The organism is Paraburkholderia lebeckiae (genome assembly GCF_050436225.1).
Taxonomy (GTDB): Bacteria; Pseudomonadota; Gammaproteobacteria; order Burkholderiales; family Burkholderiaceae; genus Paraburkholderia; species Paraburkholderia tuberum.
On the sequence record NZ_JBNDLU010000001.1, the window covers coordinates 944,649 to 970,191 of the forward strand.

Genomic DNA, 25,543 nt, shown 5'->3' on the forward strand with positions numbered 1-25,543 from the left:
TACGGCGCGATGATGCTCGGCCGGCAGATGACGCCGATGTATCGCTACTTCCTCGCGCTCGACCCGCTCGGTTATTCGAGTTACGGCCTTTCCGCGCAGGACGCGCAGTTCGTCGGTCGCGCGGATAACGCGGTGTCGTATCTCGGCCATGTGGGACCATTCGAGCTGAATGCGCTCTACAGCCTCGGCTATGACGCAGTCACCTACAACCGGCTTCGCTTCGTGGCGCATATACGGCGCCAGAAATACCTTAAGCTGGCTGATACCGCCTTCGTAGCCGGCTTCCTGCAGTTCCCGAAGCAGCGCTGTCGCCGAATCCAGTACGGTCGTGCAGCGACGACATACTCGAGCAGATAGTCTTTGAAAGGGTCGAGCTTGGTCGGGCGTGGCTCGCGTTGCTTGTATCGGGCCGCCTGCTCATCGCGCAGATAGCGGCGCACCGTGTTGTGCGACAAGCCCGTTTGCCGCGCTATCTTCTGCACCGCCGTTCACGGTTTGCCAATGTCTTGATTTCCCCTGCGTGCTCCGGAGTCAGCATCGGCGGCAAAAAGCCGCCGTCTTATCCTAGGTGGATCAGGCTTACTTCGGCGGGTGGGTCATGGTCGTCGATGACTGTAACGACGGCGTTGTTCGAGTGCAGATCGATGCCGCTGTAGGGCATTTCGGCCTCCTCTTTGAGCTGGTTGAGCGTTGGAGTTCAACTGTAACCCTGGCCGCGCCCCCTGCCTAGGGCGGCCAGGAGGGCCTTTCAATGATTATCAGTTTCACATCGGCCCTAAAAACTATCGCATTCAATCTGTTCGTGAGTTCTTAAATCACAATCGCGGCGAATATGACCCCATTTGTTTGCATTGCTCTCGGGCTTATCGGAAGCGGCAGGTGCGAACTTGTGTTCAGAAAATCACGTCTACCGCATCGAAATCGGCGTTTGAGTTCATAGTTTTGCTGGTTTGCGATCGAGGGTTAGACGCGCTCAATGGCGTCGCCACTGGAAAGTGAAGTGCGTACTTTTTTGTGTGTACAGAATAGGTATCGGCGGCGTCGATGCAATCGCCTGCGCTGGCGCAGGTTATCTCAAAAATCGGATCGGGCTGATATTCGTGGCTAACCGCAATCCATAGCCTTGAGGTTCTTCCTACTGGGTTGTGTGGCGCGAAGGAGGAGCCTTCTGTCAGTCAGGTTTCCGGTACGTCTCAAGCAACGTCACTCATGCCCACGGCGCCCTTGTTCCGACTGTGAGGTATTGAAGCGATGCGGTTGTCCTATCTATGTCATGCCTGCGCAAGCGCTCAGGCCATTTCCACCAAAGTGAGTCATTTGGTGCATTCCCGATTTGAATCTGTGGCGCGCGCCGTGTTGCTGTGCGGTGTGGTTGCGGTGCTGAGTGTGTCCGCGTGGGTGACGGTATCCGAGATAGTCAGTCGCGCGAACAAATCCAGCGCGTCCCAACCGACCTTGGCTTTGGAGATGGCTGCGCCGGCTACTGACAAATTGGTTACTGAAACCGGGAATAGTCAGCTATCTGACGCTGGACCTTTTGTCATGTCGGAATCTTACAGTGGTGCATACGCGGGACGCATCAAGGGTAACTTGCTCGACACCTTGGAGCGGGCCAGCGTGCCGGTCGAAATACGGGAGCAGATCGCGCGTATTTTTGCCTCCCGGCTCGACCTCGCCGCGCCCGCGCATAAGGACGACACTTACCATGTTCTCTACGCGCGCGACGAGACAACCATACAGCGCAAGCATCTAACGGCCGTCGAACTCCGGTCGCGCGGTGAGACCTATCAGGCCATGTGGTTTATCCCGCCGGGGCAAACTGGCGGAGACTACTATTCATTTGACGGACGGCGGCTTGCCGCTGAGCCATTCTCGATGCCGCTTGATTACGTTCGGGTAAGTTCGCGATTCGGTTACCGAACCCATCCGGTAACGGGCAGGCACCTGATGCACACAGGTGTGGACTTTGCCGCCCCGAAGGGGACCCCGGTTGTCGCGGCTGCCTCGGGAACCGTGCAGTTCGTTGGCATCCGAAGCGGATACGGCAAGATCGTCGTGCTCCGTCATCCGCGAGGCTATATGACGTTCTATGCTCACCTGTCGGCCTTTGCGCGTGATTTGCGCGTAGGCGCGCCGGTGACTGAAGGGCAAGCGCTCGGCGCGGTAGGCGCCACTGGGACGGCCACCGGAGCCCACCTGCATTTTGAGGTGCGCAAGAATAATCAACCGATCGATCCGATATCTGTGACGAGCCGAACTGGCACCATGCCGCTCACTACCATTCAGCGAATCGCGTTCGACAGCGCGACGGGCGCTCTGCGCGAGAAACTCGCGGCATTGCCCGTGGATATTCCGACGACAAGGATGGCGTCGAATGCTGAAGGCACACCGAATCGATCTGGAAAGCCGGAGGGCTCCTCGGTTTGAGGAGCGAGACGATGCGGATATTGTCGCATTGACGAAGTCAACGGAATTCGTCGGGCAGTAACGTGGATGAGCATGATGGCAAAGACGAGAACGCCGGGCATTGCGCCGGCTTTGGAGGTAGAAGCGTCTCACTGCTCATTGGGAGATGATTCTGCTGTGTCTCGCCATTCGGACGGATCACGACGGGCGCGGTTGTCCGTATCGTGCGCGTGTCCGATGGAATGTCCGGTGCGACGAGTTCTTGATGTCTGGAAGCGAAGCCGCGCGTGCTTCAGCCGCCGTGCTGCTCACACCGGTAACCGGCGTCGCTGCATTGACTATTGCGTCGTCGCCGCTGTCCAACGACGAAACATCGCACACACACGCGTCGGTCAGATGAACAGCTCGGTCGCACAGGGCGTACAGCCGGCCAACAACGCTATCGACCAGTTGCTTAACCCAGGCAAACCAGGCTATCGACGATGTCGCCGAAAACGCTTATGCCGGCATCGCAGCGGCAATGGCTATGCCGAACATAATGCCGTCCGGTTCCTGGCGCCCGGCGCTCGCGGGGCGCGTGATAAACGCACAGCCAGAGGCGTGAGGTTTCGGCTTCAGCCCTGAATCAGCCGGAGCCTGAGCAAAGCGTCGACTTTTCTGACGACGCTCCCGGCGTTGGCCAGCGCCTTTGAGGCCGATTTCACCGACGTGCCGTACCCGGCGGCCGTCCAGTTTCCCCTTGATGCCCAAGCGCACGCGACAGATTGCCCACCTCGCGCTTGAGCAGCTCCGCGAACTGCGCGACGCGCTCATCGGTTACGCGCACGCTTCGGCCCGAAGATGCACACCGAACCTGCCACCTGGTTCGCGCCGTTGAAGAACGGCGCGGCTACCGTGACTGCGCCGGCGATCAGCTCGTGATGGCTGGTGCCGAAGCCTCGTGCGCGGACCGCGTCGAGATCGGCGGCTAGCGCCGCGACGTCCTGATCCGAATCGGTCAGATAGCGCCGCAGATCGTCCTCCGAAAGCGGCATCTGCGAAAGAATCGTGCGGCCGCTCGCGCCGAGCACGAGCTTCTCGCGATAGCCGACCCCGCGCCGGAAACTCAGCGGCTGCGGACTTTCCAGTTCGGCCACGCAGATCCGGTACGTCTCCTCCGGCACGAACAACGCGACCGTCTCCGATGTCGCTTCCCAAAGCTCGCGCAGCATCGGCTGCGCAAGCTGCGCGATCGTATTGTTCGCCATCTACGCATGCGCGAGTTGCGCGACCGAACTGCCGAGCCTGAAGCGTTGCGGCTCGCCCGACGAGGCGAGAAAGCCGTTCTGTTCGAGCGTATTCAGCAGCCGGTACAGCGTCGGTCGGCTCGGGTCCACGCGTGTCAGCAGCTCTCAATCGCTCAGCGCGTCGCGATGATCGCGCGGGCCTTTCGCCGACGCGTAATACCGCTGCAAGGCGTCGGTCGAGCGCGCGCTCAGCGCGCGGATCTGCGCGTGCCAGTCGGTTTCCACTGGCCACTCACCGGCGATCACGCGTGGATAGATCTGCCGCGCGTAGCGATGCAGTGCCTTCGCGCCGATGTTGCCGCTGACGCCAAGCAACGCGTGCAAGCTCGCGTGCGTCGCCTTGATATCGACGGCCGCGCTGTTGCCTGCGAGACGCACGACGAGCGAGCGGATCTGCTCGATGCCGTTCAGGAACGATTCGTCAAGCAGATCGAGCGAGACCAGTTCCCCGAGGTGCGCTTCGTCGAGCAGGCCTTCTTCAGCGATGGTGGCGGCCGCGGCCGCGCTCGCAGTGAGGGGCAATGCCACCGGCATCGCCGCAAAATCCGTTTGCGCGGCTCCGCCCGCGGTTTCCGTGATTCGTTGTGGAGCGTCCGCAACCAGCGCGCCCCGTGTGCCGAACTGCCGCGCGAGACATGCGTACAGCGAGCCGGCCTGCACCGGCTTGATCAACACCTCGTTCATCCCGGCGGCAACGCAGGCCTGCACCGCTCCGGCATCGGTGTGACTGGTCAGCGCAATGATAGGCAGCGTCGCGTAGGCATCGGTGCGCGCGCGAATCGACTTCGTCGTCTCGATGCCGTTCATGCCCGGCATGTTCACGTCCATCAGGATCGCGTCGATGAAGCCGTCTTCGTGCAGTTTGGTCAGGACCGCCTGACCGTGGTCGGCCTCGACGACACTCGCGCCGCAGCGCTCCAGATACGCCTTCGCGACAAGCCGGCTGTAGGTGTCGTCGTCGGCGATCACAAAGGTTCTGCCGGCGAAGACATCGGGCAGTTCGCCCGGCTGATGATGCGCACCGTTGTCGAAGAGGGTCTGCAACGCGGTGAGCAGCTCCTGCACACTCGACGTCTTGCTGATGATCTCGTCCATGCCGGCGCGCCGCGCGCGCAGTCGCACCGCGATGCCCGGTTCGGCGGTATAGGCGGCGATCAGCACGTTGCGGTTCGGGCAGTCTCTGTCGGCGCGGAGGCGCTCGGTCGTCGTGTAGCCGTCCATCGCGGGCATGCTGATGTCCATCAACACGAGGTCGTAGAGCGGCGCGCGCCGCAACGTGGCGAGCGCAAGCTCGCCGCCCGACGCCTCGCTGACATAGGCGCCGGCCTTCGTCAGCACGCGGCGGGTGCGGGCGCGCAGCGTGTCGTCGTCGTCGACGACGAGCACGCGCTTGCCCTTGAACGCCGGCATCGCGCGTTCGAACAGGCGCCGCTCGTGCTCCTCGACCTCGTTGGCCGCTACCGGCGGAAAGCGCAGCGTGAACGCGGTGAACCTGCCGAGTTCCGATTCGCAGTCGATGCTGCCGCCGAACGCGCGCATCGCGCGCTGGCAGTACGCAAGCCCGAGCCCGGTGCCGCCCGAGTTGCCGGCCGTGCGAAACGGCTCGAACAGATGCTGCAGGATCTCCGGCGCGATGCCGGGGCCGGTGTCGCGTACGATCACCGAGTCGCGGTCGACGGTCAATGTGAGCGTCGCCTGCGGATACGCGACGATGTGATGCAGCGCGTTCTTGATCAGGTTGAACAACGTGAACAGATAGACCGTCTCGTCGACCTTGAACACGAAGTCGCGCCTGACGACGACGCTCACCTTCGCGCGTTCCTTGTCGTTGTCGAAGCCGTATTCGGCGAGCGCCTTGCGCGTGGTCGCGCCAGCGTGGAGGTAGCTGAGGCTATCCGGGCGGATCGATTTCGCGGCGACTTCGTCGAGCGTCATCGCGATGATGCGCAGGCCGCGCTCGATCGACAATTGCCCCTGCGCGAGGTGGTTGTACATCAGCGAGGCCGTGCCGTCGGTCAGCGTCGGCGCCGCGCCCGCTTCGGTCGCCGCGGGCAGCGCTTCCTCGACGCGGTCGAGCACGTGCCGCAACTGGCTCAGCGGATTGCGCATCTCATGCGCGATGGACCCCGCGAGCGCCTGCAACGCGCGGTTCTTTTCGACGAAGATGCGTCCCTTGCTGATTGCATGACTGAACGCCATGCTGCACAGCACGACCACCGGCAGCAATGCGAGATTGGACTTGTCCTGCGCGCTGAGAACGACCGGCGTCGGCGCGCTCCACACGCCGGCGAGCCCGCCGGAAAACACGCCAATACCGATGCAGGTTATCAGCAGCAGGGGGTTGTCGATACACAGCGCCAGAATGAAGATCATCATGACCTCGGTCATCATCCACATCGTGGAGAAACCGTTTCTGACGGTCAGGAACGTGCAGACGAACGGCAGCACGTAAATCAGACAGCAATGCCAGTAGATCAGCAGCGCAGGGTTGTAGCGCCTCGGCCAGCGCGCCTGGCACAGCAGGGGAACGCAGACGGCCGCCGCGCTGAGCCGCAGCAGCAGGTTGTCGTAAGGCTGCGGAAGAATGTAGGTCCAGACGACGTAATAGATGGGGTGACACAGGAGGCCGAGTGCGCCTCCCCATCGAATTGCGAACCTGCTTCGTTCCAGCATATCCCGCATGCTTTCGCGCGGTATCGCCATCAGGCCTCCGAGTTCATTAGGAACCCATCATTTCATGCGTATTGAATTGCTGTGATTCGACGACTTCGGCGAGCGAATCGCCGTTCTTGCCGTGAAACGGTCCGACCGAAAAGCCATACTTCTTCAGGAGACCATGAGTATAAGAGACCGACCACACGGGCGGGCTGCCAATGATGAAATCGGAGGCGATACCCTCCTGCCATGCCGAATAGCCTTCGGCGAAGCAGGTATAGCAGTCGCGGGTGGATGGCAGCCTGAACGGGAACGCGGTGTCGAGTCCGGCGGGCCCGCGCGCGAAGCATTCAATATAGAGCGTATGACCGCGAGAAGCGAGTTCGGCTTCGACGCTTGCGGCGCGCGGATGCGAGTCGTCGATCCAGAATTGCGCGCGTTTCAGATCGGCGGCGCTCAGGTAAGGCACGCTCGTGCTGCTCGCGAGAATCGCGCCGTCGAAGTCCGGCAGCGGCGTGTCCGGGCTGAACGTATGCACCGAAACTTTCGATTTGCCGAGCAGGTCCGACGCGAGCAGCTCGTTCGCCTGATCGATCAGCAGGTTGATCTTGTCGGGCAGATCGATCAGCACCAGCTCCTTCGGCGCATCCTTGTAGAGCAGATACTTCGCGACCGTCGTGCCGAGCCGGCCGGCCGCGCCGAACAGCGCGAGCTTCGTGTTGCCGAGCTCGAGGTCGAGCTGCTCGCAGCAATGGATCGCCCAGTCCTTCAGCATCGCCGCGGTCGCCGCGTGACCAGTCGTGATGTGAGGCGGCTTGACCGGCCGTGGCAGCGCGCCGTAGTTGCACGCGTAGGGCGTCGACGCGCCCATCGCGACCATGTTCAAGCCCGCCTTTCGGGCGAGCTCGAGCGCCGGAAAGAATTGCGTTTCGCGAAAGCGCTTGATGCCGCGCGGGCTGCCGAGCCACATTTCGAGCGGCACCGGGCAGGCGATATTCGCGCCGATCACCTGCGCGCCCGAATAGATCGGCGATGCGATGAAAGGCCTGGTTTTCCACAACTCCTCTTCGAACGATTCGCTTCGTTCGCGAACGTTGTGAAAAGAAAATGAAAGGGTTTCCCAATCGGTCGCGTGGAACAGAAAGCCGACTCCCCCCTGACGGGCCGGCAGGCTATCCCGGATCTGTTCCGGGTGAATTTCGTGCTTGAGCGCAAGCGGTGCACTATTCCGATGCAAAAGAAGTCCGGTTGACTCGTTTGAAACAGGCGACACGTCTTTAAGGAGAGCAGTTTTCATTGGTTTTTCCGTGGTTTTGATTAGACGCTGGAAAAGTCAGCGCGCGGCGTGGCCAGCCGGTTGGACCGGCGACCCTACAACTCTAGAGAAATCCACATCGATATGCCCGTCTGTTCGTGCACACAGCATTCACGAGCGGTCCATGACGGGTTGCCCGCCGGGTGGGGGGCGGCTATGGGCAAACTTCTGAAAGGATTACGGCAGGACTTTCGAAGTATTACGGCTAGTCGTAGGCCGTCATCGAATGGAAAAGGGCCGCTCGGCGGCCCTTTGCTTGCATGCCAGGTGAATTCCGGATTAGCGTGTGATGCTATAGCCGATTCGCGCGATCCAGCGATGCTGGTTGTAGTCGAGAATGTCCTCGCCATAACCGCTGAAGAAGCCGAGCCACAGATAACCGCCCCAGCGGCTATTGATCAGCTTCGCCAATGGATAGGTGAACTGCGTATCGACGCTGCCTTTGCCGCCTTGCGTTCCTTTGCGCAGCGTCGTGTCCAATTGCGCGCCGTCGGGGCTGCCGTAGATGAACCGCAGATCCACATAGCCGCGGTAGTCGGCGATGTCGTGGTTCTCGCCGGCGATGTGCGTATAGTAATAAAACTTCGGCTCGATGGTCAGATGGTAGCCGTTGATGTCGCCGAAATCCCAGATCGGCTTGAGGAACACATAGTCGACGCCGCGCGATTCTGGACCGTCGCGTCCATTCGATTCGTGTTCGTAGCCGGCCATCACGCCCATTCTGCTCCACCACGTGCTCTTCCAGCCGGTGTCTTCGAGGTAATAAAAGAGTGCCGGCATATAGCTGGTGTCGCGGAACGGCGCCGAGTACTTCTTGATATCCCACAGCGAGGTTTGCGTATAGGCGAAGTACAGGTTGTCCGCGAAACCACGCGAGCGCGGGTCGTCCGGAACGACGAGGCGGAACTTGAAGCTGAGCTGGAATTTCGCGAGGGACTCGCTACCGCCGCCATCGGCGAAATACGTCGGTTCGAAGGCGGAGAAGCGGCTCAGGAAAGTGTTGATTTGCGGCACCGGCGCATCCGGTCGTGAAGGGGCGGGCGACGACGCGATCAGGCTCGTCGACGACGGTGCGCCGCTCGCGGTGCCCGCCGCCGTTGCTCCATTGGCGCTCCCGGCCGACGCGAGCGCCGCGTCCTTGCCGGAGCGCGGCGGACGAGTCAGCAGCACGTACGATGGCGACACGTCGAGATCTGGCACGTCGATCTGCATCGCGCCGCGCGCCCATTCGGGCCACGTGCCGGTATAGCGCACTGTCTTCAGTTCGCCGGCGGCGAGCTTCAGATGCTCGGGTGCGCCGCTTTCGCGCGTGAGCGCGAGCCGATGCGGTACCACGTCGGTATTGCTGATCGCGATATTCAATTGCGCCGGCACGTCGACTTCGGTGCCACCGGGTTGATCGCCGGCATAGACGATCGTCACTTCGAGTGGACTGCTAGATAGCGCTTCGCGCGGCGGACGCAATACGGAAACGCCGGCGACGCCATACGCGGAGTAACTGCCGAGCACCAACGCAGTCATGCAAAGCGATAACCGGGGGAGAAGCCTGGAAAGCGAGCTGGAAACCGAGCCGGAAAGCGGACTTGAAGATAATCGGGAAACACGCGAGCGGAGGCTGCGAACGGCGGACTGGCGGTCTTTCTTCACGCGAGACATCGATCGATTCCGCACACGAAGCTCCTGGTGGACTACGAGTTCAGCTCGCAAAGAGACGATAGCGTTAATGCGTGCAATTGGGCAGAAAATCGCGGCCGCCGTGTTTCATTGCGGAAATGGCGACGCATGCCGGTTCCCGCTATCTGGCGTTCTGCTCATTCTGCCAGTGCGATTACGGATTGCGTGAGTGGAAAAATGAATCAGGCGCGCTATCGGTGCAAATAGCGGGGAGGAAGTGGGGATAATGCCGGTGTGTCGTTGCATTTGCGCAACGAAGACTTAAATGTCAAATCGATTGTCGTTCGTGACACCGTGTATCCCCGCTTCGCCTCAGTCATTTCCGTTATGGCAATTGCGCGTCAATTGGCGATTCGCTTTCGTGACAATTCGTTGCGCGGCCAATGCGGCGACTGAATGCTTTCTTCAATAGGCGAATTTCCGGTATTGCTCCGGCGCGCTTGCATTGTCGAGTTCGCTCACGCGCGGCATATGGCGCAGCAGGCGTTTCGCCCGTGGCGCCAATTGCTGATAGACGGCGCCGGGTACGTCGATGTGGACTTCCGGTCTGAAGTACCAGCTGCGGCTATAGCCAATCACGACCATCGGACGCGGCAGCTCCGTCCGGTTCGGCGTGCCACGATGGAGCGAGCGTACATCGCGAATCATCACGTCACCGAGTTCCATCGTGATCGCATGCAACGGCAGGCGGCCGTCGCGCCATGCGTTCAGCGCGTCTTCGGCGCGCATCCGATGCGTGCCGAGCGTCGTTTCGAATGGGCCGTTCTCGAGCGTGACGTCGCATAACGGGAAGTTGACCGCGAGCTGGAACGACGGGGTTTCCGCTTCGCCGTCGAACAGCGCGGGCGTGTCGCGATGAACCTCCTGATACGTCGAGCCGTTCAGTGGCGTGTCGGTGGCCAGTTGGCACATCACGGGGTCGTCGCCGGCCACGCGCTCGACGATGCCGAGGACGTCCGGATCACAGAAGATCGACTGATCGGCGAATACGCCCGTGAACGGCAGCGTGATGTAGTGCCGGTTTTCGCCGCGCACGGCGGTCGCCTGCGCGGCGATCTGTTGCTGCAACAATGGCGCGAATGCGTCGCGCCATGCGAGCAGCGTCGTCTTCGGGAAATGCTGGCGCAGAACGACCATGCCGTCGCGTTCGAATGTCACTGCGTAGTCATCGAGTTGTTCGGTCGAAAAGCGGCCCACGGTTGTCTCCTTTATCGAATCGTTGAGTTGGGGATGCCTGAGATGCCTGACGGTGCCTGGATGTGCAGCTCATTGCCTCGGCGAGACCAGCAGCGACACCGGCACGCCGTGACAATCGACCTCCGCGAGAACCGTCGCGCCGAGCTCGGCGCCCGACCTGGTGGGCGCGTCGAACGGGCTCGCGTCGTGATCGATGTGCAGAATGTTCAGCGGCCAGGACGGCCGCGTCAGCCGCTCGTGCGCGAACGCGCCGACCCACAGCGGCGCCGCGGAGGTGCCGTCGTCGACCGCGTAGCCGCTCGGCCAGAAGCGAAGCACGTAGCGTTCCTCGCGCGAATCGCCCGGTCGCATGAAGACCAGCGACGACGGCACGCCATTGTTCAGCTTCGGTAGCACCGGCAGCGACACCGCCGCGACGTCGGGCGAAACGAGCGACAGCAGGCTGTGCGCGGACACGTCGGTGCCCTCGACCCAGCCCTGCGCGCGCAACCGCTCGCGTATCGAAGCGGGCTCGGAGACCCATTGCAGCGTCAGCGGCTCCTTTTGATCGCCGCCCATGTCGGAGCGAAAGCACGGCAGCCGCTTCCACCCGGAGAGCTTCCACTGCGTCTGCGTGAACTGCACGGGGGGTGGTTGCGGCGCGCTGTCCGGCGGCGTCGGCATTGCGACGCCGAGCTGCAGGCCGACACTGAGCGCTACGACCGCGAGCACCACGAGCGGCATGAAACGGCGCGGCGGCGGCGGCCGCGGATGCCGCCAGATCGCCGTCAGCGCAATCAGCGCGACCCACACGTACGCGAGCGCCGCGCCGCCGATCGCGTCGGACACCCAGTAGCGGCCGAAATAGACGCCCGCGAGCGCGACCACGATCACGACGATGATGCTGGCGGCGGCAACCAGCACGCCTCCGAGCTTGCCGATCCGGCGCGCGAGCAGAAACGCGAGAAAGCCGTAGATGATCACCGTCGCGGCGACGTGATTGCTCGGAAACACGAAGTGGCCACTCATGAGTTCGTTGGGCGGGGCGCGGCGCATCGCGAGTTGCAGGCCGAGAATCAGCAACTGCGAAAACACGACCGCCGCGAGCCAGTAGACGATCGTGCGCCAGCGCCGCTCCAACACCATCCACAGGGCAACCGTGACGACCAGCGCGGACAGTGTGATGCCGCTGCCGAGCGTCGCGAGCGCCGCGAGCACCGTGTCGCCCCACGGCGTGCGTATCGATTGCAGAAAGTGATAAACGGACAGGTCGATGGTCGTCAGCGGATCGCCGCTGACGACGTCGTCAAGGACCCCGAAGAAAAGCGCGCCGGCCACCAGCACGATCAGCGACGTCGCGAGCAGGTAGGTCGCATCGGGCGTGTCGGGGTCGAGCATGCGGCGCGCGATGCGGCCGAGCGGACCCGGATGGCGGCATGCCCAGCTGCCGAGATGACGGCCTGCCGCGCTCGACCACGTATTCGCGTGCGACACCAGAAACCCAGCGCCGCGAAAGCTGAGCCACACGATGCACGCCAGCATCGCGATGATCACGACGAGCCGGAACGACACCGCCCCCGCGAGCAGCACCGACGCGCCGAACACGACGCCGGGCAGGATGTGCGCGGGCGCCCACAGCAGCGCGGAGAGCACGTTGATCGAGAGGAAGCGCAGCGGCCGCATGCCCATCATGCCCGCGACGACCGGCACGATCGCCCGCAGCGGGCCGATGAAGCGGGCGAGCACGACGCTTTTCGCGCCATGTTTCAGAAAGAAGCGCTGGCCCGCGTCGAGTACGCCGGGGTGTGCGCGGAACGGCCACAGAGTGACGATGCGCTCCCTGTAGCGATCGCCGAGCCAGAAGCTGGCGCCGTCGCCGGCGACCGCGCCGACGATCGCCCACACGAAGACCCAGGCAAGGCTCAGCGAGCCGGTGCCCGTCAGCGCGCCGGCGAGGAACATCGCGGTGCTGCCGGGGACGAAGGTGCCGATGACCGCGATCGCTTCGAAAAAAGCGGCGAGGAAAACGACCGCGAGCATCCACGTCGCGTGGCCGGCGAGCAGATGCAAAAGGTGGATGTAGGCGTGCTCCATCGTGCGCGATCGGCCGTTCGGGCGTAACGATCGATCATAACGCGCACGGACACGTCGCGGGCGCGGGAGAGAGCGGCGCCGCTGCATCGGTCGCGCGATCGGCTCAGAATAGATATCGTGTTCGGCGGATCGATGCGATTGGGAGTAGCTATGAAGACAGCAACAGGTGGGATCATGTGGTCGGCGTTGCTTGCGGCGCTGTTGACGGTGGGGCCCGCTGCAACGGTAGAGGCCCAGCAACCGGGCAATCCTGGCGGCAGCCAAAACGGTACTCATGCGGGCACGAACGCGGGCACCAGCGGGGGCAGCGGCAATGCGGCTGTCGGCGGCGCGATGGGCATCGGTACCGGCGTCAGTCCGAGTGCCATGCCGGGGCCCGGCATTTCGGCGGGCGGCTCGTATGGGCTCGGCTCGGGTGGCGCGACCGGCTCGGGCGCCGCGCTCAACAACATGCGCGCGAACGGCACGGCGCTCTATATGAATCCCGACCCACGCGCGCCGAACGTGACCGGCCGCGCGGCGCCGCCGCGCTAGTGTGGCGCGGATAGAATGCAGGTCCGATTCGACCAAAGGGGAAGCGAATGGCGCACGGCGAACACAAGTACCACATATCGGTGAAATGGACCGGCAACCGCGGCAGCGGCACTTCGGGCTACCGCGACTACGACCGCGATCACGTGATTTCTTCCGGCGGCAAGCCCGACATTCCGGGCTCGTCGGATCCGGCGTTTCTCGGCGACGCGACGCGCTGGAATCCCGAGGACCTGCTGGTCGCGTCGGCGAGCGCGTGTCACAAGCTGTGGTATCTGCACCTGTGCTCGGAGGCGGGCATCGTCGTGCTCGACTATCGCGACGACGCCGAAGGCACGATGCTCGATACCCCGCAGGAAGGCCGCTTTTCGCAGATCGTGCTGCGCCCGCGCGTGACGATCCGCGCGAGCGGCGATGTCGAGCTGGCCACGCATCTGCATCACCTCGCGCATCAGAAGTGCTACGTCGCGAACTCCGTCAATTTTCCGATTCTCTGCGAGCCGGTGGTGGAGACGGACGCGCGTTAAGGCGCATGCGGCGACGCGAAGCGTGCGAGGCGGCTGGCGAGCGTGGCGCCGGCCAGCCGCTCGCTAGCGTTCAACGATTGCCGTCGAGCAGATCGCCGAGCAGTTCGTCGAACGCGGCTTGCGCGTCTTCGAGTTCTTGCAGCGCGGCGTCGAAAGTCTGCAACGCAAATTGCGAGGGTTTGCCGCTGCCTGCCGGCGGGAATTGCGATTGCAGCGACGCGAACGCGGTCTGCACACGCTGGGTGGCGGTCAACACGCGTTCCATTGCGGCGGTTTCTTCGGCTCGCGCCTTGTCGTGATCCATGAGAACTCCGGGGTCGTCGGGGTGCGTCGGAACGGCTCGCGCCGCTTCAAAAGGGGACTAAAAGGGGGGACTATGCCACGTGCGCGCTCAGGACAGCGGCAGACCGCCAAACGCTTTCACTTCGCGCAACGATAAGGCCGATTCCACTGACGTCACGCCCGGCAGGCCGCGCAGTTCGTCGCGCATGAACGTGCCGTAGTCGTCGAGGTCGCGCGCGACGATCTGCAGGATGTAGTCGGCACTGCCCGACACGTTGTGGCACGACAGGATACGCGGGATCGCCTGCACCTCGCGCTCGAAGCGCGTTGCCACCACGCGGTCGTGCACCGCGAAGCGCACAAGCACGAACGCGATCACGCCCAGACCGAGCCCGGCGCGCGACAGCACTGCGCGGTAGCGGTCGATGTAACCATCGTTCTCCAGACGTTTCAGACGCCGCGCGCAAGGCGTCTCGCTAAGGCCGACCATCTCGGCGAGACGCGCATTCGACATGCGGCCGTCGTTTTGCAGCGCGGCGAGAATCGCGCGATCGGTTTTGTCGAGATCGTCAGTGGACATGGTCGGAAGGGGACTGCAGGGTGGTGGAAGGCGTCGCCAGATGTCGAAATATTAGCGCATTCCGCTATTTTCTGAATGCAGAGGACTGAAAATCGCCAGCAAACCCTCCACATCCGATATCAACATGGAACCTCGAACAACAAGGAGGCTCCGATGATTTCCGCTCACCTGCTGACCGTCTACGTGGCGGCATTGATTGTCGTTTATGCGGTGCCTGGGCCGGACATGGCGCTGATCCTGCAAACCAGCATCGCGCGCGGCGTGCGCAGCGGCTTCGCGGCCGCGGCGGGGCTCGGCGTATCGCGCGCGACGCACGTGACGCTGTCGGCGTGCGGCATGGCGGCGCTGCTGCGCAACGCGCCGTGGCTGTACGACGCAGTGCGCTATGCCGGCGCGATCTACCTCGCGTGGGTGGGGATTCAAATCTTCCGCTCGCCCGGGTTCGCCTTGCCGGCCGGGTCGCGCGACAAGCAAGCGGCCGGCGCGCCGCGAGTGGAATCCACTGCTTCGAGCGATGCGGGCAATGCGGTGCGGCCGTTGCGGACCGCGTTCGTCAAAGGTCTGCTGACGAACCTGCTCAACCCGAAGGCCCTACTGTTCTGCTCGGTGCTGTTGCCGCAATTCGTGCGGCCGGAAGCGGGGCCGGTAGCGTGGCAGATGATCGAGCTTGGTGTCGTGCTGCTCGTGATCGGCGCATGCTTCGACGCGTTGTATGCGATCGGCGCGGCGCGCATCGCCAACTGGATGCGCGTCCATCCTTTGGCGCAGACCGTACAACGGTGGACCTTCTCGGCTGCGTTGATCGGCTTCGCGCTGCGGCTTTCGCTGGACTGAAACCCGGAGCTGGCGTGAGTTTGCGTGAGCGACCGACCGGCGACGCCGGCCGCTCACTTCTTCAGCTTGCGCTCGCGCCGCGGCCGGTCCTCGATAATTTTCTTGCGTTGCTTGTCCTTCATTTTTTTCCAGCTTTTGCATTCGTCGCGCGTGCGCATACAGCCGATGCAAAGGCCGGTTTTGTCGTCGAACTTGCAGATGTCGACGCAGGGTGACTCGATGCTCATGACCGGTGGCCGTCGGAGTTGAAGTAGCGCGACTGTCGCACGCGCAGCACGCGCGGTGCCAAGTGATTGTGTTAATAAAACCAACAGCGCAGCCGGCAGCGACGCCGCTGCGCGCCAGAACAGGCGGCCGCGCGCACGCGCGGCGACACAACCACCTTCTCACGCTCATCAATGAAAATCTTCCTGCTGTATGTCATGACCGCTGTCGCCGAGATTCTCGGCTGTTACCTGCCGTGGCGCTGGCTAAAGGAGGGCGGCTCCGCGTGGCTGTTGCTGCCAGGCGCGGCAAGCCTCGCGCTGTTCGCGTGGCTGCTGACGCTGCATGGCACCGCCGCGGGCCGCGTGTATGCAGCCTACGGCGGCGTGTACGTGGCGGTCGCGATTGCGTGGCTGTGGGTCGTGGACGAGGTGCGGCCCACGCTGTGGGACGCGGCAGGCGTCGCGCTGACGCTGGCCGGCATGGCGGTAATCGCATTCCAGCCGCGCCTGCACGCGTGAGGGCGGCCGCGCGATCGACGACCCGGCCGCTCCGTTTACTGTTGCATCCCGCCCAGATAGTCGAGCTTACCGAGCTCGACACCGTTATGACGCAGGATGTCATACGCGGTCGTCACGTGGAAATAGAAGTTCGGCAGCACGAAACCGAACAGATATGACGCTCCGGTGAACTCGATCGGACCCAGCCGCATTTTCAGCGTGATGGTGCGGCTTTCCGAACCGTCGATCTGCGCCGCGTTGAATTCCTTCAGGTAATCGATCGTTTTCTGGATACGGGCCTGCAGTTCATCGAAAGTCTGCTCGACGTCGTCGAACTTCGGCGGCTCGACGCCGGCGAGGCGCGCCGCGCAACCCTTCGCGGTATCGCTCGCGATATACACCTGGCGCACGAACGGCAGCATGTCCGGCGCGAGCCGGGCATTCGTGAACACCGACGGTTCGATCTGCTTTGCGGCCGCGTGCGCTTCGGCCTTGCCCAGGATGGCCTGCAGGTTCGTGAGGCCGCGAATCAGCACAGGCACTGATGCTTGATACATCGAAATTGACATGGGTTCCTCTGATTTCTCGATCGTGCGCGCAGGCGGCGCGCGCGCCAATGAAACGGCGGGAATGCCGCTGCAGCATCATAGCTTGTCGCATCCACGCCGCGCATTAGACCCTGGCCATGCGGACGACTGTCGCGCTGGCCGGAACTGTGTTCGAATGCTTTGGTCGGACGCTGGGACGAAGTTCTTGAACAATCCCTGCCGCGTATCGCCAAGATGCGCTTCATGCAGGCGCGTGGCGTGCTTGCGCGCTGCCGGGCCGCGCGGTCGTGCATGACCGCGTGCGAAGCCACGCTAACAGGAGAGTCGATACCATGGTCATCAAACATCCATTGCCGGGCAGCGAGCGAAAGGTCGCGCAGGGCACGACGGTCATCGGGCAATGCGATCCCGCCGAGCGGATCGAGGTCTTCGTGATGCTGCGCCGCCAGCAGCAGGCGCAGTTCGACGCCTTGATAAAGCGCATCGAAGCCGGCGACGCGAGCGTGAAGCCGCTGTCGCGCGAGGCGCTCGCCCAAGACTACGGCGCCGCGCCCGATGACATCGCGAAGGTCCGCGCGTTCGCAGCTGCGCATGGGCTCACCGTCGCGCGCGAGGATCCGGCGGCGCGCTCGGTGCTGCTGAGCGGCACGATCGCGCAATTCCAGAGCGCGTTCGAGGTCAAGCTCGAGCTCTACCAGCATCACGCGGCCGGCCAGTTCCGTGGCCGCACCGGCTCGATCAGCGTGCCGGACGATCTGCATGGCGTCGTGGAGGCGGTGCTCGGACTCGACAACCGGCCGCAGGCGCGTCCGCACTTTCGCATCCGGCCGCCGTTCGTGCCGGCGCGCGCCGGGCAGACGTCGTACTCGCCGCCGCAGCTCGCCTCGCTCTACAAGTTTCCGCAAGGCGACGGCGGCGGTCAGTGCGTCGGCATCATCGAGCTCGGCGGCGGCTACAACGCGTCGGACCTCAAGACCTATTTCTCTAGCCTCGGCGTAAGCGAGCCGACCGTGACCCCGGTCGGCGTCGATCAGGCTGGCAACGAGCCGAGCGGCGATCCGAACGGCCCGGACGGCGAGGTCACGCTCGACATCGAGATCGTCGGCGCAATCGTGCCGGCCGCGGCCATCGCCGTGTACTTCACGCAGAACAGCGACGCCGGCTTCATCGACGCGGTGAGCCGCGCGGTGCACGACACAACCAACAAGCCGTCGGTGATCTCGATCAGTTGGGGGGCGCCGGAATCAGTGTGGACCAGCCAATCGATGCAGGCGCTCAACAGCGTACTGCAATCGGCGGCGGCGCTCGGCGTGACCATCTGCGCGGCCTCGGGCGACAGCGGGTCGAGCGACGGCTCGGCCGGAGGCGACGCGGTCGACTTCCCGGCGTCGAGCCCGTACGTGCTCGCCTGCGGCGGCACGCACCTGAGCGCGTCCGGTTCGGCGATCACGCGCGAGGTCGTTTGGAACGACGGCGAGCAGGGCGGGGCCACCGGCGGCGGCGTGAGCAGTGCGTTTCCGGTGCCGGCGTGGCAGCAGGGTTTGTCGGCCACGGCGACGGGCGGCGGCAGCCGGCCGCTCGGCGGGCGCGGCGTGCCGGATGTCGCGGGCGATGCGTCGCCGTTGACCGGCTACGACGTGCTGGTCGACGGAATGCAAACGGTGGTGGGGGGCACCAGCGCGGTCGCGCCGCTGTGGGCGGCGCTGATCGCGCGCATCAACGCGGCGAAGGGACAGCCGGCCGGCTTCGTCAACGCCAAGCTTTACAAGGCGCCGGGCGTCTGCAACGACATCACGCAGGGCAACAACGGCAGCTTCGCGGCGTCGAAGGGGTGGGACGCCTGCACGGGACTAGGCAGCCCCAATGGCGGGAAGGTGGCGGGCGCACTATAGTCTGCAACACAGCGCATCACACAACAACGAGACGTAAGAACGAGGACGCACGGCAAGTAAAACGAACCCTTGGAGCGATCATGACGAATACAGAATCAGCTTCCGGTAGCCAGCATTCGCCGCACAACACGCATGCCACGGCCCCGGCAGGCGCGTCCACCGCCACGAGCGCGCCGCACAAGGCCGGCGACCAGCCGCTCTTCGACCCGGTCGCCTATGGCAACGGCCCGGACGATTCGGTTACCGATACAGTCGAGACAGCCGCGATCACGCATCATTCGGTGACGATCGGAGGTCACAAGATCGACTACACGGCGACCGCGGGCCATCTGGTGATCGTCGATCCGAGCAGTTCGCAACCGTCGGCGAGGATGTTCTACGTCGCGTTCACGCAGGACAATCAGAAGGAAGAAACGCGGCCGGTCACGTTTTTCTATAACGGCGGGCCGGGGTCGTCGTCGGTATTCGTGCTGCTCGGCTCGTTCGCGCCGCGCCGCATCAAGACGTCGATGCCGGGGTTCACGCCGCCCGCGCCTTATTCACTCGAAGACAATCCGGACAGTCTGCTCGACAAGAGCGACCTGGTGTTCATCAATCCGGTCGGCACCGGCTATTCGGCGGCGATCGCGCCGAAGAAGAATCGCGACTTCTGGGGCGTCGATCAGGACGCGGATTCGATCAAGCAGTTCATCAAGCGTTTCCTGACGAAGAACAACCGCTGGAATTCGCCGAAGTATCTATTCGGCGAATCCTACGGCACGGCGCGTAGCTGCGTGCTCGCGTACCGGCTGCACGAGGATGGGGTCGATCTGAACGGCATTACGCTGCAATCGTCGATTCTCGATTACAGCGCAATCGGGCAATCCGGTCGGCGCGCTGCCCACGGCGGCCGCTGACGCGTGGTATCACAAGAAGCTCGGCGTCGCGCCGCGGCCGACCGATCTCGGCGCGTTCGCCGAGGAGGTCGCGCAGTTCGCGCGCACCGACTACCTGGCCGCGCTGCGCAAGTTTCCGACCACAGATTCCGCGACCACCGAAAAGCTCAGCGAATACACCGGCATCGACAAAACGACGCTGCTCGCGTGGAGCCTCGACATCGCGGGCTACGACAGCCGCGGCAATTCACTGTTCCTGACCACGTTGCTGAAGTCGCAAGGCCTCGCGCTCGGCGCCTACGACGGCCGCGTAACGGCGATCGACACCGGCATCGCCGGCAAGATCGACCCGAACTCCGGCGGCAACGATCCGACGATGACCGCGGTCACCGGCGTCTACACAACGATGTGGAACGTCTATCTGAACGAGCAGTTGAAGTACACGTCGAACTCGTCGTTCACCGACCTCAACGATCAGGCGTTCAAGTACTGGGATTTCGGCCATATCGATCCGACCGGCGCGCAGAAGGGTCTCGACTCGACAGGCAACATCATTCTGTACACGGCCGGCGACCTTGCCGCTGTGATGGCGCTCAATCCCGACCTCAAGGTGCTGTCGGCGAACGGCTTTTTCGATTTCGTCACGCCGTTCTATCAGACCGTGCTCGATCTGCAGCAGATGCCGCTGGTCAGTCACCAGGTGCGGCAGAACCTGTCGGCACGGTTCTATCCATCGGGGCATATGGTGTATCTCGATGGCGGTTCGCGCACCGCGCTGAAAGCCGACCTCGCAAAGATGTACGAAGAGACGGTGTCGAACGCGCAGGCGCTTGGGCGGATCCGCGCGTTGCAGGCGCGGGTGGCGAAGTAGCGGCGGCGGCGGGGCGCCCCACTCATCGCGACGTCGCGCGGGGTCGGTCTGCGCTGGCTCGCGGCGGCTGCCGCGAGCCAGCAAACGGCGCGCCGTCATGTCCGGCTTTTGTACTCATCCATATTGAATGTGTTTTAATTGCCTTGCGAATTGAACTACCGCGTGCCGCCGCCGGCGCGCCGACGAATGAACGCAGGCATCGCAGACACGCATCGGCGCGGTCTTTCCCGCGACACGACCAGCACCAATGACGCGGCCAACGCGCCGCGGCTCGGACGCAGGCGCGTCCTTCGCCCGCGCGTGCGTATCACGCACCGTGCGCTGCTCGTCACCGTTGGCGCACTGCTGGCGCTGCGCATCGGAGATGCCGCCGCGCAACCGAGCGCCGTGCTCGACGAACGCGTGACCCAGCAGTCGATCGGCCAAACGATTTGCCGCCCCGGTTATGCGGAAACCGTCGCGCCGCCGTTCGACGAGCTGATGGCGCACAAGGATCGCATGCTTGCCGCACGCGGCATCGATGCGGATGACGTCGCCGCGTTCGCGCTCGACCGGCGTGTGCCGGTCATGCTCGGCGGATCGCCCGATGCGCCGGCCAATCTCGATCTATTGCCGTGGTCCGGCCCGCAGGGCGAGCGCCGCAAGGCACGCGCGGCAGCGATGCTCAAGCGTTGCGTCTGCGAAGGCAAGCTGAGTCTCGCGCAGGCGCAAGCGGTGATCGTCGGCAACTGGTCGGCGGTGTATGCGGGCTTTGGCCAGGCGTCCTGCGACGTGAGCCGGCTCGAGTTCGCGACTCGCGACGACGATGGCGTCGACAGCGAAGACAGCCGACGCGGCGACGCGCATGCCCGCGAGCGTTGAGCGCGTCACGTGCTCGCGCGTCCGCACGCTGCGCATTCCTCGCGGAACCGCGGTTCGCTGCCCCTTACTTTTTTCGGAGAAACACGATGACCCATTCCCGTCTCGCCGCCGTCGCGCTGACGATCGGCTGCCTGAGCGGCAGCGCCGCCGCGGTTGCCGTCGCGCCCGCGCATTGCGCGCGCGCCAATGAGCTCGAGATTCGCGGCGACGTGCCCGCGGCGCTCAGCTTCGACGTGTATCGGCAACTGCGCCCGCTGGATGCGCAGCGAATCGCGCTGTTCGAGGCCGCTGGCGAAGTGAAGCGCCTGCCCGACGGCCTGCCGGTATGCCAGATCGCCGACGACGGCGTCGAGGATCCTTCCGCGGTGCTGGTCCGTCTGCCGCAAGGTAAGAATGCGTGGTGGGTGAGCGCGGCGAACGTGCAAGCGGCGGACTGATCGGCGCGATCAGTCCGCCTTTGCCTACGTCCCCCGCACGATGCTTTCGACGATAGGTCTGCGTGCCGGGCCGGAGCTGGCCAGGCATGCAAGGTGCTGAGGCAGCCGATGTTTTCCCAGGATTGGCGCGGCTGATTCAGGTACAGTGCATCGACGGGGATGTTTCGCCATTGCCTACGACACTGCGTCACAGTGTGTTCGCTGTCGAAGCGGGCTATCCTGACAACAGGATGAAATTCGCACAGGAGATTTGAACGATGGCCTTCTACTTGTCATGGCTCGCTATGGGGTTAGCCGGCGCGACCGGCGTGGTCGCACTTCGCGCACTCGGCGCGACTCAGACGAAGCAGCGAGCCGCGCTGCGACCGGTGCCTATCGCAAGCCCTGACCGACGGACGGACCGCCAGGCGCGGCGAGGGTAGGCCGCATGAACCTGACCGTGCGCAATATCGCCGAATCGTGCAGCGAGCAGGACGTGCGGGAATTTCTGAAGCGCGAACTCGGCCATTACGCGAAACACGTCGAGGTGGTGGACGCCGGCAAGCCCGGCGCCTACGCGACGGTCGAACTCGACGCGAGCGTGCCGTATGTCGGCGACGTGATCGCGCGGCAGATTCACGGCAAGCAACTGGGTGGCCAGCCGCTCGAAGCGAGCGCCGATCTGTTCAGCGACGAACCGCCGCCGGAGCAGTAAGCGCTGCGGGCGGTGCAGTAAGCTCTATTGTTTTCGAAGGCGGTGGACAGGCGCGACGACGCGCGCATGTCCACCGCCTTTATTCGTTTGAGAGTGCCGTTCGCGGGCGCATCATTGCCCATCCGGCGACGCCGGCCAGTCGAACGGCGTATACGGCAGCGCCCGCTTGTGACGCGTCGCGTTGTAAAACTGCAGGACCACGTCACGCACGGTATCGCTGACCGGCTTGCCTTCGAGAAAATCGTCGATCGCGTCGTATGGGATGCCATATGCGTCTTCGTCGGGACGAAGCGGCCGCAGCATCTCGAGGTCGGCGGTCGGCACTTTGTGCGCCAACGCGTCGGGCGCGCCGAGCGTATTCGCGACCGCACGCACGCGGCGCTTGCTGAGCCCGGCGAGCGGCAGCACGTCGGCGCCGCCGTCGCCGAACTTCGTGAAAAAGCCCATCACCGATTCGGCCGCGTGGTCCGTTCCGATCACGACCCCCGAGCGCGCGCCAGCCACCGCGTATTGCGCGATCATCCGCTGGCGCGCCTTGATATTGCCGTGCACGAAATCCCGCTGGGATTCGTCCTTGAGCGACACGCCGCTTTTATCGAGCGACTCGAGCATCGCATCGGCTGCGGGTTTGATATCGATAGTCAGATTTTCGTCGGCGCGAATGAAGCGTAATGCCTCGAGCGCATCCGCTTCATCGCGTTGTTTGCCGTAAGGCAGACGGACGGCGACGAAACGCGCGTCGTAATGGTTCGCCCGCAAACGCTCGACCGCGAGTTGCGCGAGACGCCCGGCCGTCGTCGAATCGACGCCGCCGCTAATGCCGAGCACATAAGTTCTCAGGTGGCTATTGTGCAGATAGTTCGCCAGAAAATCGACCCGGCGCTCGATTTCGCGGCTTGCGTCGAATTCGGCGGCGACGTGCATTTCGGTCGCGATGCGGGCCTGGCGCGCGGCTGGATCGGATTGAGCCATGATCGTTGTTGTCCTCGCGAGAGAAAGAGCGATTGAAGTGGCTTGAAACAGATTGCAAGCAGGTTGAAAAACGGCGTGAGTATCGGCACGTGCTGCCGTCTTCGGTCTACTTTCGTCGAAAGAAATCGTATATTGCCTTTTGGGGTTTGAGTTTCCAACGACCGATTTAATTGCGTATTAATTCCCTTTTCGCTGGCATGTAGATTGTCGAAAAATAGCCGATCATTTTTGAAGAGTTCGCAGGTTAGAAGGTATTTTCATCGACACGCCTCGATTCGCTGATAACATCGATCATTCCGAACGCCGCAGGGACCCGGCGTGCAGTCAATAATAATCATGTTTGCTCCAAGACGCGATGAGATACCCAGATCGGCCTGGCCAGCCTGGATTGAACCGCCTGAGGTTTTGCGCATGGGTTTGCGCAGCCGTCGTCTCGAGTGCCGGTGCGATGGCGGGGCGGGTTCATGCGGCGGCGCCCGGTAGCGCTCAGTCGCCTACATTCGCGACATCGGCGGCGCATACGGTGAATCTGGCCAATCCGGCCAACGCGTGGAATGGCGCGAGCCGGCCGTTGCCCACGATCGACGCCGCCACCGTCGCCGCGCCCGACGCGGCTGGCGTCGTCGATCCGCGCCGCGCATTCCTGCTGCGCGACGTATTCGTGCAGGACGTGACGCGCCGGCTCAGACTGCCCGTCGCGGAGCAGCGCGCGTACGCCGACCGTCTGGAGACGGCGCTCAATGAGAACGAGCTTGGCAATCTGTCGGGCGAGTACGTGGTGCTCGTCGATCGCAATGCGAACGTGCAGGCGCTCCTGATTTACTTCCGCCCGGCGCCCGCCGACAACTGGCAGATGATCGGCGCATCGCCGGTATCCACGGGACGGCCCGGCGAGTACGACCACTTCATCACGCCGCTCGGTGTGTTCGAACATACGCCCGACAACATGGATTTCCGCTCCGAGGGCACGCAGAACGAAAACCATATTCGCGGCTACGGACGGCGCGATATGCGCATCTTCGATTTCGGCTGGGCGCAGGGTGAACGCGGGTGGGGCAAAGGCGGCATGTCGCAGATGCGCTTCCAGATGCACGCGACCGACCCCGAGCGGCTCGAACCGGTGCTCGGCATTCGTCATTCGAAGGGCTGCGTGCGGATTCCCGCATCGCTGAACACGTTTCTCGATCACTACGGGATTCTCGACGCAGAATATGCGCAGGTCGTCGATTCCGGCCAATCGCTGTGGGTGCTGAAAAGCGACCGGCAGATCATGCCGTGGGCGGGGCGTTTTATCGTCGTGGTCGATTCGCGGCGCAAGAGTCGGCCGGCGTGGTCGCCAGCACCGGGCGCGGTTGCGCGAGCGAAAATGCCCGCGCGCGCGGATACGGCCGACTGACGGGCGCTTTGTAGCAATACTGACGCGCGCCGCCCCTCATCACGACCTCGCCAACAACACGCCAGCAAGCGCGACCGCAAACCCGGCGATCTGCACTGGCAGCAGCGTTTCGCCGAACCCCAGATACCCTTCGAGCGCGGCAAGCGGCGGCGCAAGAAACAGCAGCGCGGTCGCGCGCGCCGCATCGCCGCGCCGGACCATCCAGACGAGCAATGTGACGCTGATGCCGGATAGCATCACGATGCCCCACGCAAGCGACGCCCACAGCGTCGGCGAGGCGATCCAGCGATGCTCACCGAGCGCGAGCGCCAGCACCCCCGCGACTATCGCCGCGCCTACGTTCTGCACGGCGCTCGCGCTGCGAATGTCGGCCTTTGCAAGCGAGGTCTTCTGGAACAGCGTGCCCGCCGTGATCGCCCCCACCGCGACGATCGATATCAGCACGACCAGCCACGCGGGTGCGTTGCCGTGCGTGGGCGGCGTCGCGGCAGCGAGCTTTGGCGCGAGCACCAGCACGACGCCGGCGAGGCCGAGCGCCATGCCGCTCCAGCCGCGCCGCGACAAGCGCTCGCCGAACAGCGGCGCGGCGACGGCGGCCGTCGCGAGCGGCTGCAGCGCGCCGAGCAAGGCCATCACGCCCGCGCTCAGACCTTGCGCGACGGCCCAGTAGCCGGCGCCGAGATAGACGCCCTGCAGCAGTGCGCCCGCGGCCAGGTGCTTGCCGAAGTTGCGTCCGGTCGGCCAGGCCGAGCGCGCGACCAGCGCGGCCAGCGCGAAGACCAGCGCGGTGCCGCCGAAGCGGGCGAGCAGAAACAGATTGGGATCGGCGTAAGGCGTGATCGCGCGGGCGACCACGAAACCGGTCGACCACAGCACGACGAAGACGGCGGCAAGAAAGGCAGCGAGCATCGAGGCGGGAGGCGTGAAAAAGCC

At 63.9% G+C, this 25,543-nt stretch carries 23 protein-coding genes and 3 pseudogenes; 12 read left to right on the forward strand and 14 right to left on the reverse strand.

Annotated features, from left to right (window positions below; all coding sequences use genetic code 11):
• Nucleotides 1-12 precede the first annotated feature (12 nt).
• Nucleotides 13-144, forward strand: a pseudogene (locus OKW45_RS04515) (porin); the annotation flags it as partial.
• A gap of 60 nt (nucleotides 145-204) precedes the next feature.
• On the opposite strand, the pseudogene OKW45_RS04520 reads toward OKW45_RS04515, so the two are convergent.
• A pseudogene (locus OKW45_RS04520) lies at nucleotides 205-538 on the reverse strand (IS21 family transposase); the annotation flags it as partial.
• 713 nt (nucleotides 539-1,251) lie between these two features.
• On the opposite strand from OKW45_RS04520, the gene OKW45_RS04525 reads away from it, so the two are divergent.
• Nucleotides 1,252-2,427 (forward strand): M23 family metallopeptidase, encoded by a 1,176-nt coding sequence (locus OKW45_RS04525; RefSeq protein ID WP_429466223.1) that lies wholly within the window; start codon nucleotides 1,252-1,254, stop codon nucleotides 2,425-2,427.
• Nucleotides 2,428-3,215: 788 nt separating this feature from the next.
• Here OKW45_RS04525 and OKW45_RS04530 read toward each other — a convergent pair.
• From OKW45_RS04530 to OKW45_RS04560, 7 genes are all read right to left on the reverse strand, one after another.
• The gene (locus tag OKW45_RS04530) at nucleotides 3,216-3,653 is read right to left on the reverse strand and encodes an IclR family transcriptional regulator domain-containing protein (protein ID WP_429466225.1); all 438 of its coding nucleotides are present in this window, start codon (nucleotides 3,651-3,653) and stop codon (nucleotides 3,216-3,218) included.
• The gene (locus OKW45_RS04535) at nucleotides 3,654-3,782 is read right to left on the reverse strand and encodes a hypothetical protein (protein ID WP_429466227.1); all 129 of its coding nucleotides are present in this window, start codon (nucleotides 3,780-3,782) and stop codon (nucleotides 3,654-3,656) included.
• Between the two features lie 15 nt (nucleotides 3,783-3,797).
• Nucleotides 3,798-6,395, reverse strand: coding sequence for an ATP-binding response regulator (locus OKW45_RS04540; protein WP_429466229.1), 2,598 nt, complete (start codon nucleotides 6,393-6,395; stop codon nucleotides 3,798-3,800).
• Nucleotides 6,396-6,411: 16 nt separating this feature from the next.
• Nucleotides 6,412-7,644, reverse strand: a complete 1,233-nt coding sequence (locus OKW45_RS04545) for a hypothetical protein (protein ID WP_026226624.1) — start codon at nucleotides 7,642-7,644, stop codon at nucleotides 6,412-6,414.
• Nucleotides 7,645-7,941: 297 nt separating this feature from the next.
• Nucleotides 7,942-9,183: a phospholipase A gene (locus OKW45_RS04550; RefSeq protein WP_429466231.1), complete on the reverse strand. Its 1,242-nt coding sequence runs from the start codon at nucleotides 9,181-9,183 to the stop codon at nucleotides 7,942-7,944.
• A gap of 558 nt (nucleotides 9,184-9,741) precedes the next feature.
• On the reverse strand, nucleotides 9,742-10,533 hold the full coding sequence (locus tag OKW45_RS04555) for a phytanoyl-CoA dioxygenase family protein (RefSeq protein ID WP_429466233.1): 792 nt from the start codon (nucleotides 10,531-10,533) through the stop codon (nucleotides 9,742-9,744).
• Between the two features lie 69 nt (nucleotides 10,534-10,602).
• A complete protein-coding gene (locus OKW45_RS04560; RefSeq protein WP_429466235.1) occupies nucleotides 10,603-12,606 on the reverse strand; it encodes a bifunctional DedA family/phosphatase PAP2 family protein in 2,004 nt (667 codons plus the stop codon).
• Between the two features lie 150 nt (nucleotides 12,607-12,756).
• On the opposite strand from OKW45_RS04560, the gene OKW45_RS04565 reads away from it, so the two are divergent.
• Together OKW45_RS04565 and OKW45_RS04570 are read left to right on the forward strand one after the other, a co-directional pair.
• Nucleotides 12,757-13,140, forward strand: coding sequence for a hypothetical protein (locus OKW45_RS04565; RefSeq protein WP_429466237.1), 384 nt, complete (start codon nucleotides 12,757-12,759; stop codon nucleotides 13,138-13,140).
• Nucleotides 13,141-13,187: 47 nt separating this feature from the next.
• A complete protein-coding gene (locus tag OKW45_RS04570; RefSeq protein ID WP_429466239.1) occupies nucleotides 13,188-13,664 on the forward strand; it encodes an OsmC family protein in 477 nt (158 codons plus the stop codon).
• Nucleotides 13,665-13,734: 70 nt separating this feature from the next.
• On the opposite strand, the gene OKW45_RS04575 is transcribed toward OKW45_RS04570, so the two are convergent.
• Nucleotides 13,735-13,968 carry a hypothetical protein gene (locus OKW45_RS04575; RefSeq protein ID WP_129957547.1) on the reverse strand — a complete coding sequence of 78 codons (234 nt, stop codon included), beginning with the start codon at nucleotides 13,966-13,968 and terminating at the stop codon, nucleotides 13,735-13,737.
• An 87-nt stretch (nucleotides 13,969-14,055) separates the two neighbouring features.
• Entirely contained in the window at nucleotides 14,056-14,526 is a 471-nt protein-coding gene (locus OKW45_RS04580; RefSeq protein WP_018425024.1) for an Lrp/AsnC family transcriptional regulator, read from the reverse strand.
• A 153-nt stretch (nucleotides 14,527-14,679) separates the two neighbouring features.
• On the opposite strand from OKW45_RS04580, the gene OKW45_RS04585 reads away from it, so the two are divergent.
• Entirely contained in the window at nucleotides 14,680-15,360 is a 681-nt protein-coding gene (locus OKW45_RS04585) for a LysE family translocator (RefSeq protein WP_429466241.1), read from the forward strand.
• Nucleotides 15,361-15,413: 53 nt separating this feature from the next.
• On the opposite strand, the gene OKW45_RS04590 is transcribed toward OKW45_RS04585, so the two are convergent.
• Nucleotides 15,414-15,587: a DUF1289 domain-containing protein gene (locus OKW45_RS04590; RefSeq protein ID WP_018425026.1), complete on the reverse strand. Its 174-nt coding sequence runs from the start codon at nucleotides 15,585-15,587 to the stop codon at nucleotides 15,414-15,416.
• Between the two features lie 171 nt (nucleotides 15,588-15,758).
• On the opposite strand from OKW45_RS04590, the gene OKW45_RS04595 reads away from it, so the two are divergent.
• Nucleotides 15,759-16,085 (forward strand): YnfA family protein, encoded by a 327-nt coding sequence (locus tag OKW45_RS04595; protein WP_429466243.1) that lies wholly within the window; start codon nucleotides 15,759-15,761, stop codon nucleotides 16,083-16,085.
• Between the two features lie 35 nt (nucleotides 16,086-16,120).
• Here OKW45_RS04595 and OKW45_RS04600 read toward each other — a convergent pair whose 3' ends face one another.
• Nucleotides 16,121-16,633 (reverse strand): DUF1993 domain-containing protein, encoded by a 513-nt coding sequence (locus OKW45_RS04600; protein ID WP_429466245.1) that lies wholly within the window; start codon nucleotides 16,631-16,633, stop codon nucleotides 16,121-16,123.
• A gap of 311 nt (nucleotides 16,634-16,944) precedes the next feature.
• Here OKW45_RS04600 and OKW45_RS04605 point away from each other — a divergent pair, with 311 nt between their 5' ends.
• The 5 genes and pseudogenes from OKW45_RS04605 (at nucleotide 16,945) to OKW45_RS04625 (ending at nucleotide 22,242) form a co-directional block, all read left to right on the forward strand.
• Nucleotides 16,945-18,504, forward strand: a complete 1,560-nt coding sequence (locus tag OKW45_RS04605) for a S53 family peptidase (RefSeq protein ID WP_429466247.1) — start codon at nucleotides 16,945-16,947, stop codon at nucleotides 18,502-18,504.
• An 80-nt stretch (nucleotides 18,505-18,584) separates the two neighbouring features.
• A pseudogene (locus OKW45_RS04610) lies at nucleotides 18,585-20,250 on the forward strand (S10 family peptidase).
• 186 nt (nucleotides 20,251-20,436) lie between these two features.
• Nucleotides 20,437-21,111: a hypothetical protein gene (locus tag OKW45_RS04615; RefSeq protein WP_429466248.1), complete on the forward strand. Its 675-nt coding sequence runs from the start codon at nucleotides 20,437-20,439 to the stop codon at nucleotides 21,109-21,111.
• Nucleotides 21,112-21,197: 86 nt separating this feature from the next.
• Entirely contained in the window at nucleotides 21,198-21,548 is a 351-nt protein-coding gene (locus tag OKW45_RS04620) for a hypothetical protein (protein WP_018425032.1), read from the forward strand.
• A 427-nt stretch (nucleotides 21,549-21,975) separates the two neighbouring features.
• On the forward strand, nucleotides 21,976-22,242 hold the full coding sequence (locus OKW45_RS04625) for an RNA recognition motif domain-containing protein (protein ID WP_018425033.1): 267 nt from the start codon (nucleotides 21,976-21,978) through the stop codon (nucleotides 22,240-22,242).
• A gap of 111 nt (nucleotides 22,243-22,353) precedes the next feature.
• On the opposite strand, the gene nadE is transcribed toward OKW45_RS04625, so the two are convergent.
• A complete protein-coding gene (gene nadE, locus OKW45_RS04630; RefSeq protein WP_429466250.1) occupies nucleotides 22,354-23,214 on the reverse strand; it encodes an NAD(+) synthase in 861 nt (286 codons plus the stop codon).
• Between the two features lie 448 nt (nucleotides 23,215-23,662).
• On the opposite strand from nadE, the gene OKW45_RS04635 reads away from it, so the two are divergent.
• The gene (locus OKW45_RS04635; RefSeq protein ID WP_429466252.1) at nucleotides 23,663-24,610 is read left to right on the forward strand and encodes a L,D-transpeptidase; all 948 of its coding nucleotides are present in this window, start codon (nucleotides 23,663-23,665) and stop codon (nucleotides 24,608-24,610) included.
• A gap of 39 nt (nucleotides 24,611-24,649) precedes the next feature.
• Here the strand turns inward: OKW45_RS04635 and OKW45_RS04640 are convergent, their stop codons facing one another.
• Nucleotides 24,650-25,519: a DMT family transporter gene (locus OKW45_RS04640; protein ID WP_184008269.1), complete on the reverse strand. Its 870-nt coding sequence runs from the start codon at nucleotides 25,517-25,519 to the stop codon at nucleotides 24,650-24,652.
• Nucleotides 25,520-25,543 lie beyond the last annotated feature (24 nt).

Excerpts from the sequence above, each read along its gene's own strand:
- OKW45_RS04595 (WP_429466243.1), top strand. The coding sequence starts at position 15,759 with ATGAAAATCTTCCTGCTGTATGTCATGACCGCTGTCGCCGAGATTCTC.
- OKW45_RS04635 (WP_429466252.1), top strand. The coding sequence starts at position 23,663 with ATGGCGGGGCGGGTTCATGCGGCGGCGCCCGGTAGCGCTCAGTCGCCT.
- OKW45_RS04560 (WP_429466235.1), bottom strand. The coding sequence starts at position 12,606 with ATGGAGCACGCCTACATCCACCTTTTGCATCTGCTCGCCGGCCACGCG.
- OKW45_RS04615 (WP_429466248.1), top strand. The coding sequence starts at position 20,437 with ATGAACGCAGGCATCGCAGACACGCATCGGCGCGGTCTTTCCCGCGAC.
- OKW45_RS04580 (WP_018425024.1), bottom strand. The coding sequence starts at position 14,526 with ATGTCCACTGACGATCTCGACAAAACCGATCGCGCGATTCTCGCCGCG.
- OKW45_RS04540 (WP_429466229.1), bottom strand. The coding sequence starts at position 6,395 with ATGGCGATACCGCGCGAAAGCATGCGGGATATGCTGGAACGAAGCAGG.
- OKW45_RS04545 (WP_026226624.1), bottom strand. The coding sequence starts at position 7,644 with ATGAAAACTGCTCTCCTTAAAGACGTGTCGCCTGTTTCAAACGAGTCA.
- OKW45_RS04605 (WP_429466247.1), top strand. The coding sequence starts at position 16,945 with ATGGTCATCAAACATCCATTGCCGGGCAGCGAGCGAAAGGTCGCGCAG.
- OKW45_RS04565 (WP_429466237.1), top strand. The coding sequence starts at position 12,757 with ATGAAGACAGCAACAGGTGGGATCATGTGGTCGGCGTTGCTTGCGGCG.
- OKW45_RS04590 (WP_018425026.1), bottom strand. The coding sequence starts at position 15,587 with ATGAGCATCGAGTCACCCTGCGTCGACATCTGCAAGTTCGACGACAAA.
- OKW45_RS04575 (WP_129957547.1), bottom strand. The coding sequence starts at position 13,968 with ATGGATCACGACAAGGCGCGAGCCGAAGAAACCGCCGCAATGGAACGC.
- OKW45_RS04550 (WP_429466231.1), bottom strand. The coding sequence starts at position 9,183 with ATGACTGCGTTGGTGCTCGGCAGTTACTCCGCGTATGGCGTCGCCGGC.
- OKW45_RS04570 (WP_429466239.1), top strand. The coding sequence starts at position 13,188 with ATGGCGCACGGCGAACACAAGTACCACATATCGGTGAAATGGACCGGC.
- OKW45_RS04625 (WP_018425033.1), top strand. The coding sequence starts at position 21,976 with ATGAACCTGACCGTGCGCAATATCGCCGAATCGTGCAGCGAGCAGGAC.
- nadE (WP_429466250.1), bottom strand. The coding sequence starts at position 23,214 with ATGGCTCAATCCGATCCAGCCGCGCGCCAGGCCCGCATCGCGACCGAA.
- OKW45_RS04585 (WP_429466241.1), top strand. The coding sequence starts at position 14,680 with ATGATTTCCGCTCACCTGCTGACCGTCTACGTGGCGGCATTGATTGTC.
- OKW45_RS04620 (WP_018425032.1), top strand. The coding sequence starts at position 21,198 with ATGACCCATTCCCGTCTCGCCGCCGTCGCGCTGACGATCGGCTGCCTG.
- OKW45_RS04600 (WP_429466245.1), bottom strand. The coding sequence starts at position 16,633 with ATGTCAATTTCGATGTATCAAGCATCAGTGCCTGTGCTGATTCGCGGC.
- OKW45_RS04525 (WP_429466223.1), top strand. The coding sequence starts at position 1,252 with ATGCGGTTGTCCTATCTATGTCATGCCTGCGCAAGCGCTCAGGCCATT.
- OKW45_RS04530 (WP_429466225.1), bottom strand. The coding sequence starts at position 3,653 with ATGGCGAACAATACGATCGCGCAGCTTGCGCAGCCGATGCTGCGCGAG.
- OKW45_RS04640 (WP_184008269.1), bottom strand. The coding sequence starts at position 25,519 with ATGCTCGCTGCCTTTCTTGCCGCCGTCTTCGTCGTGCTGTGGTCGACC.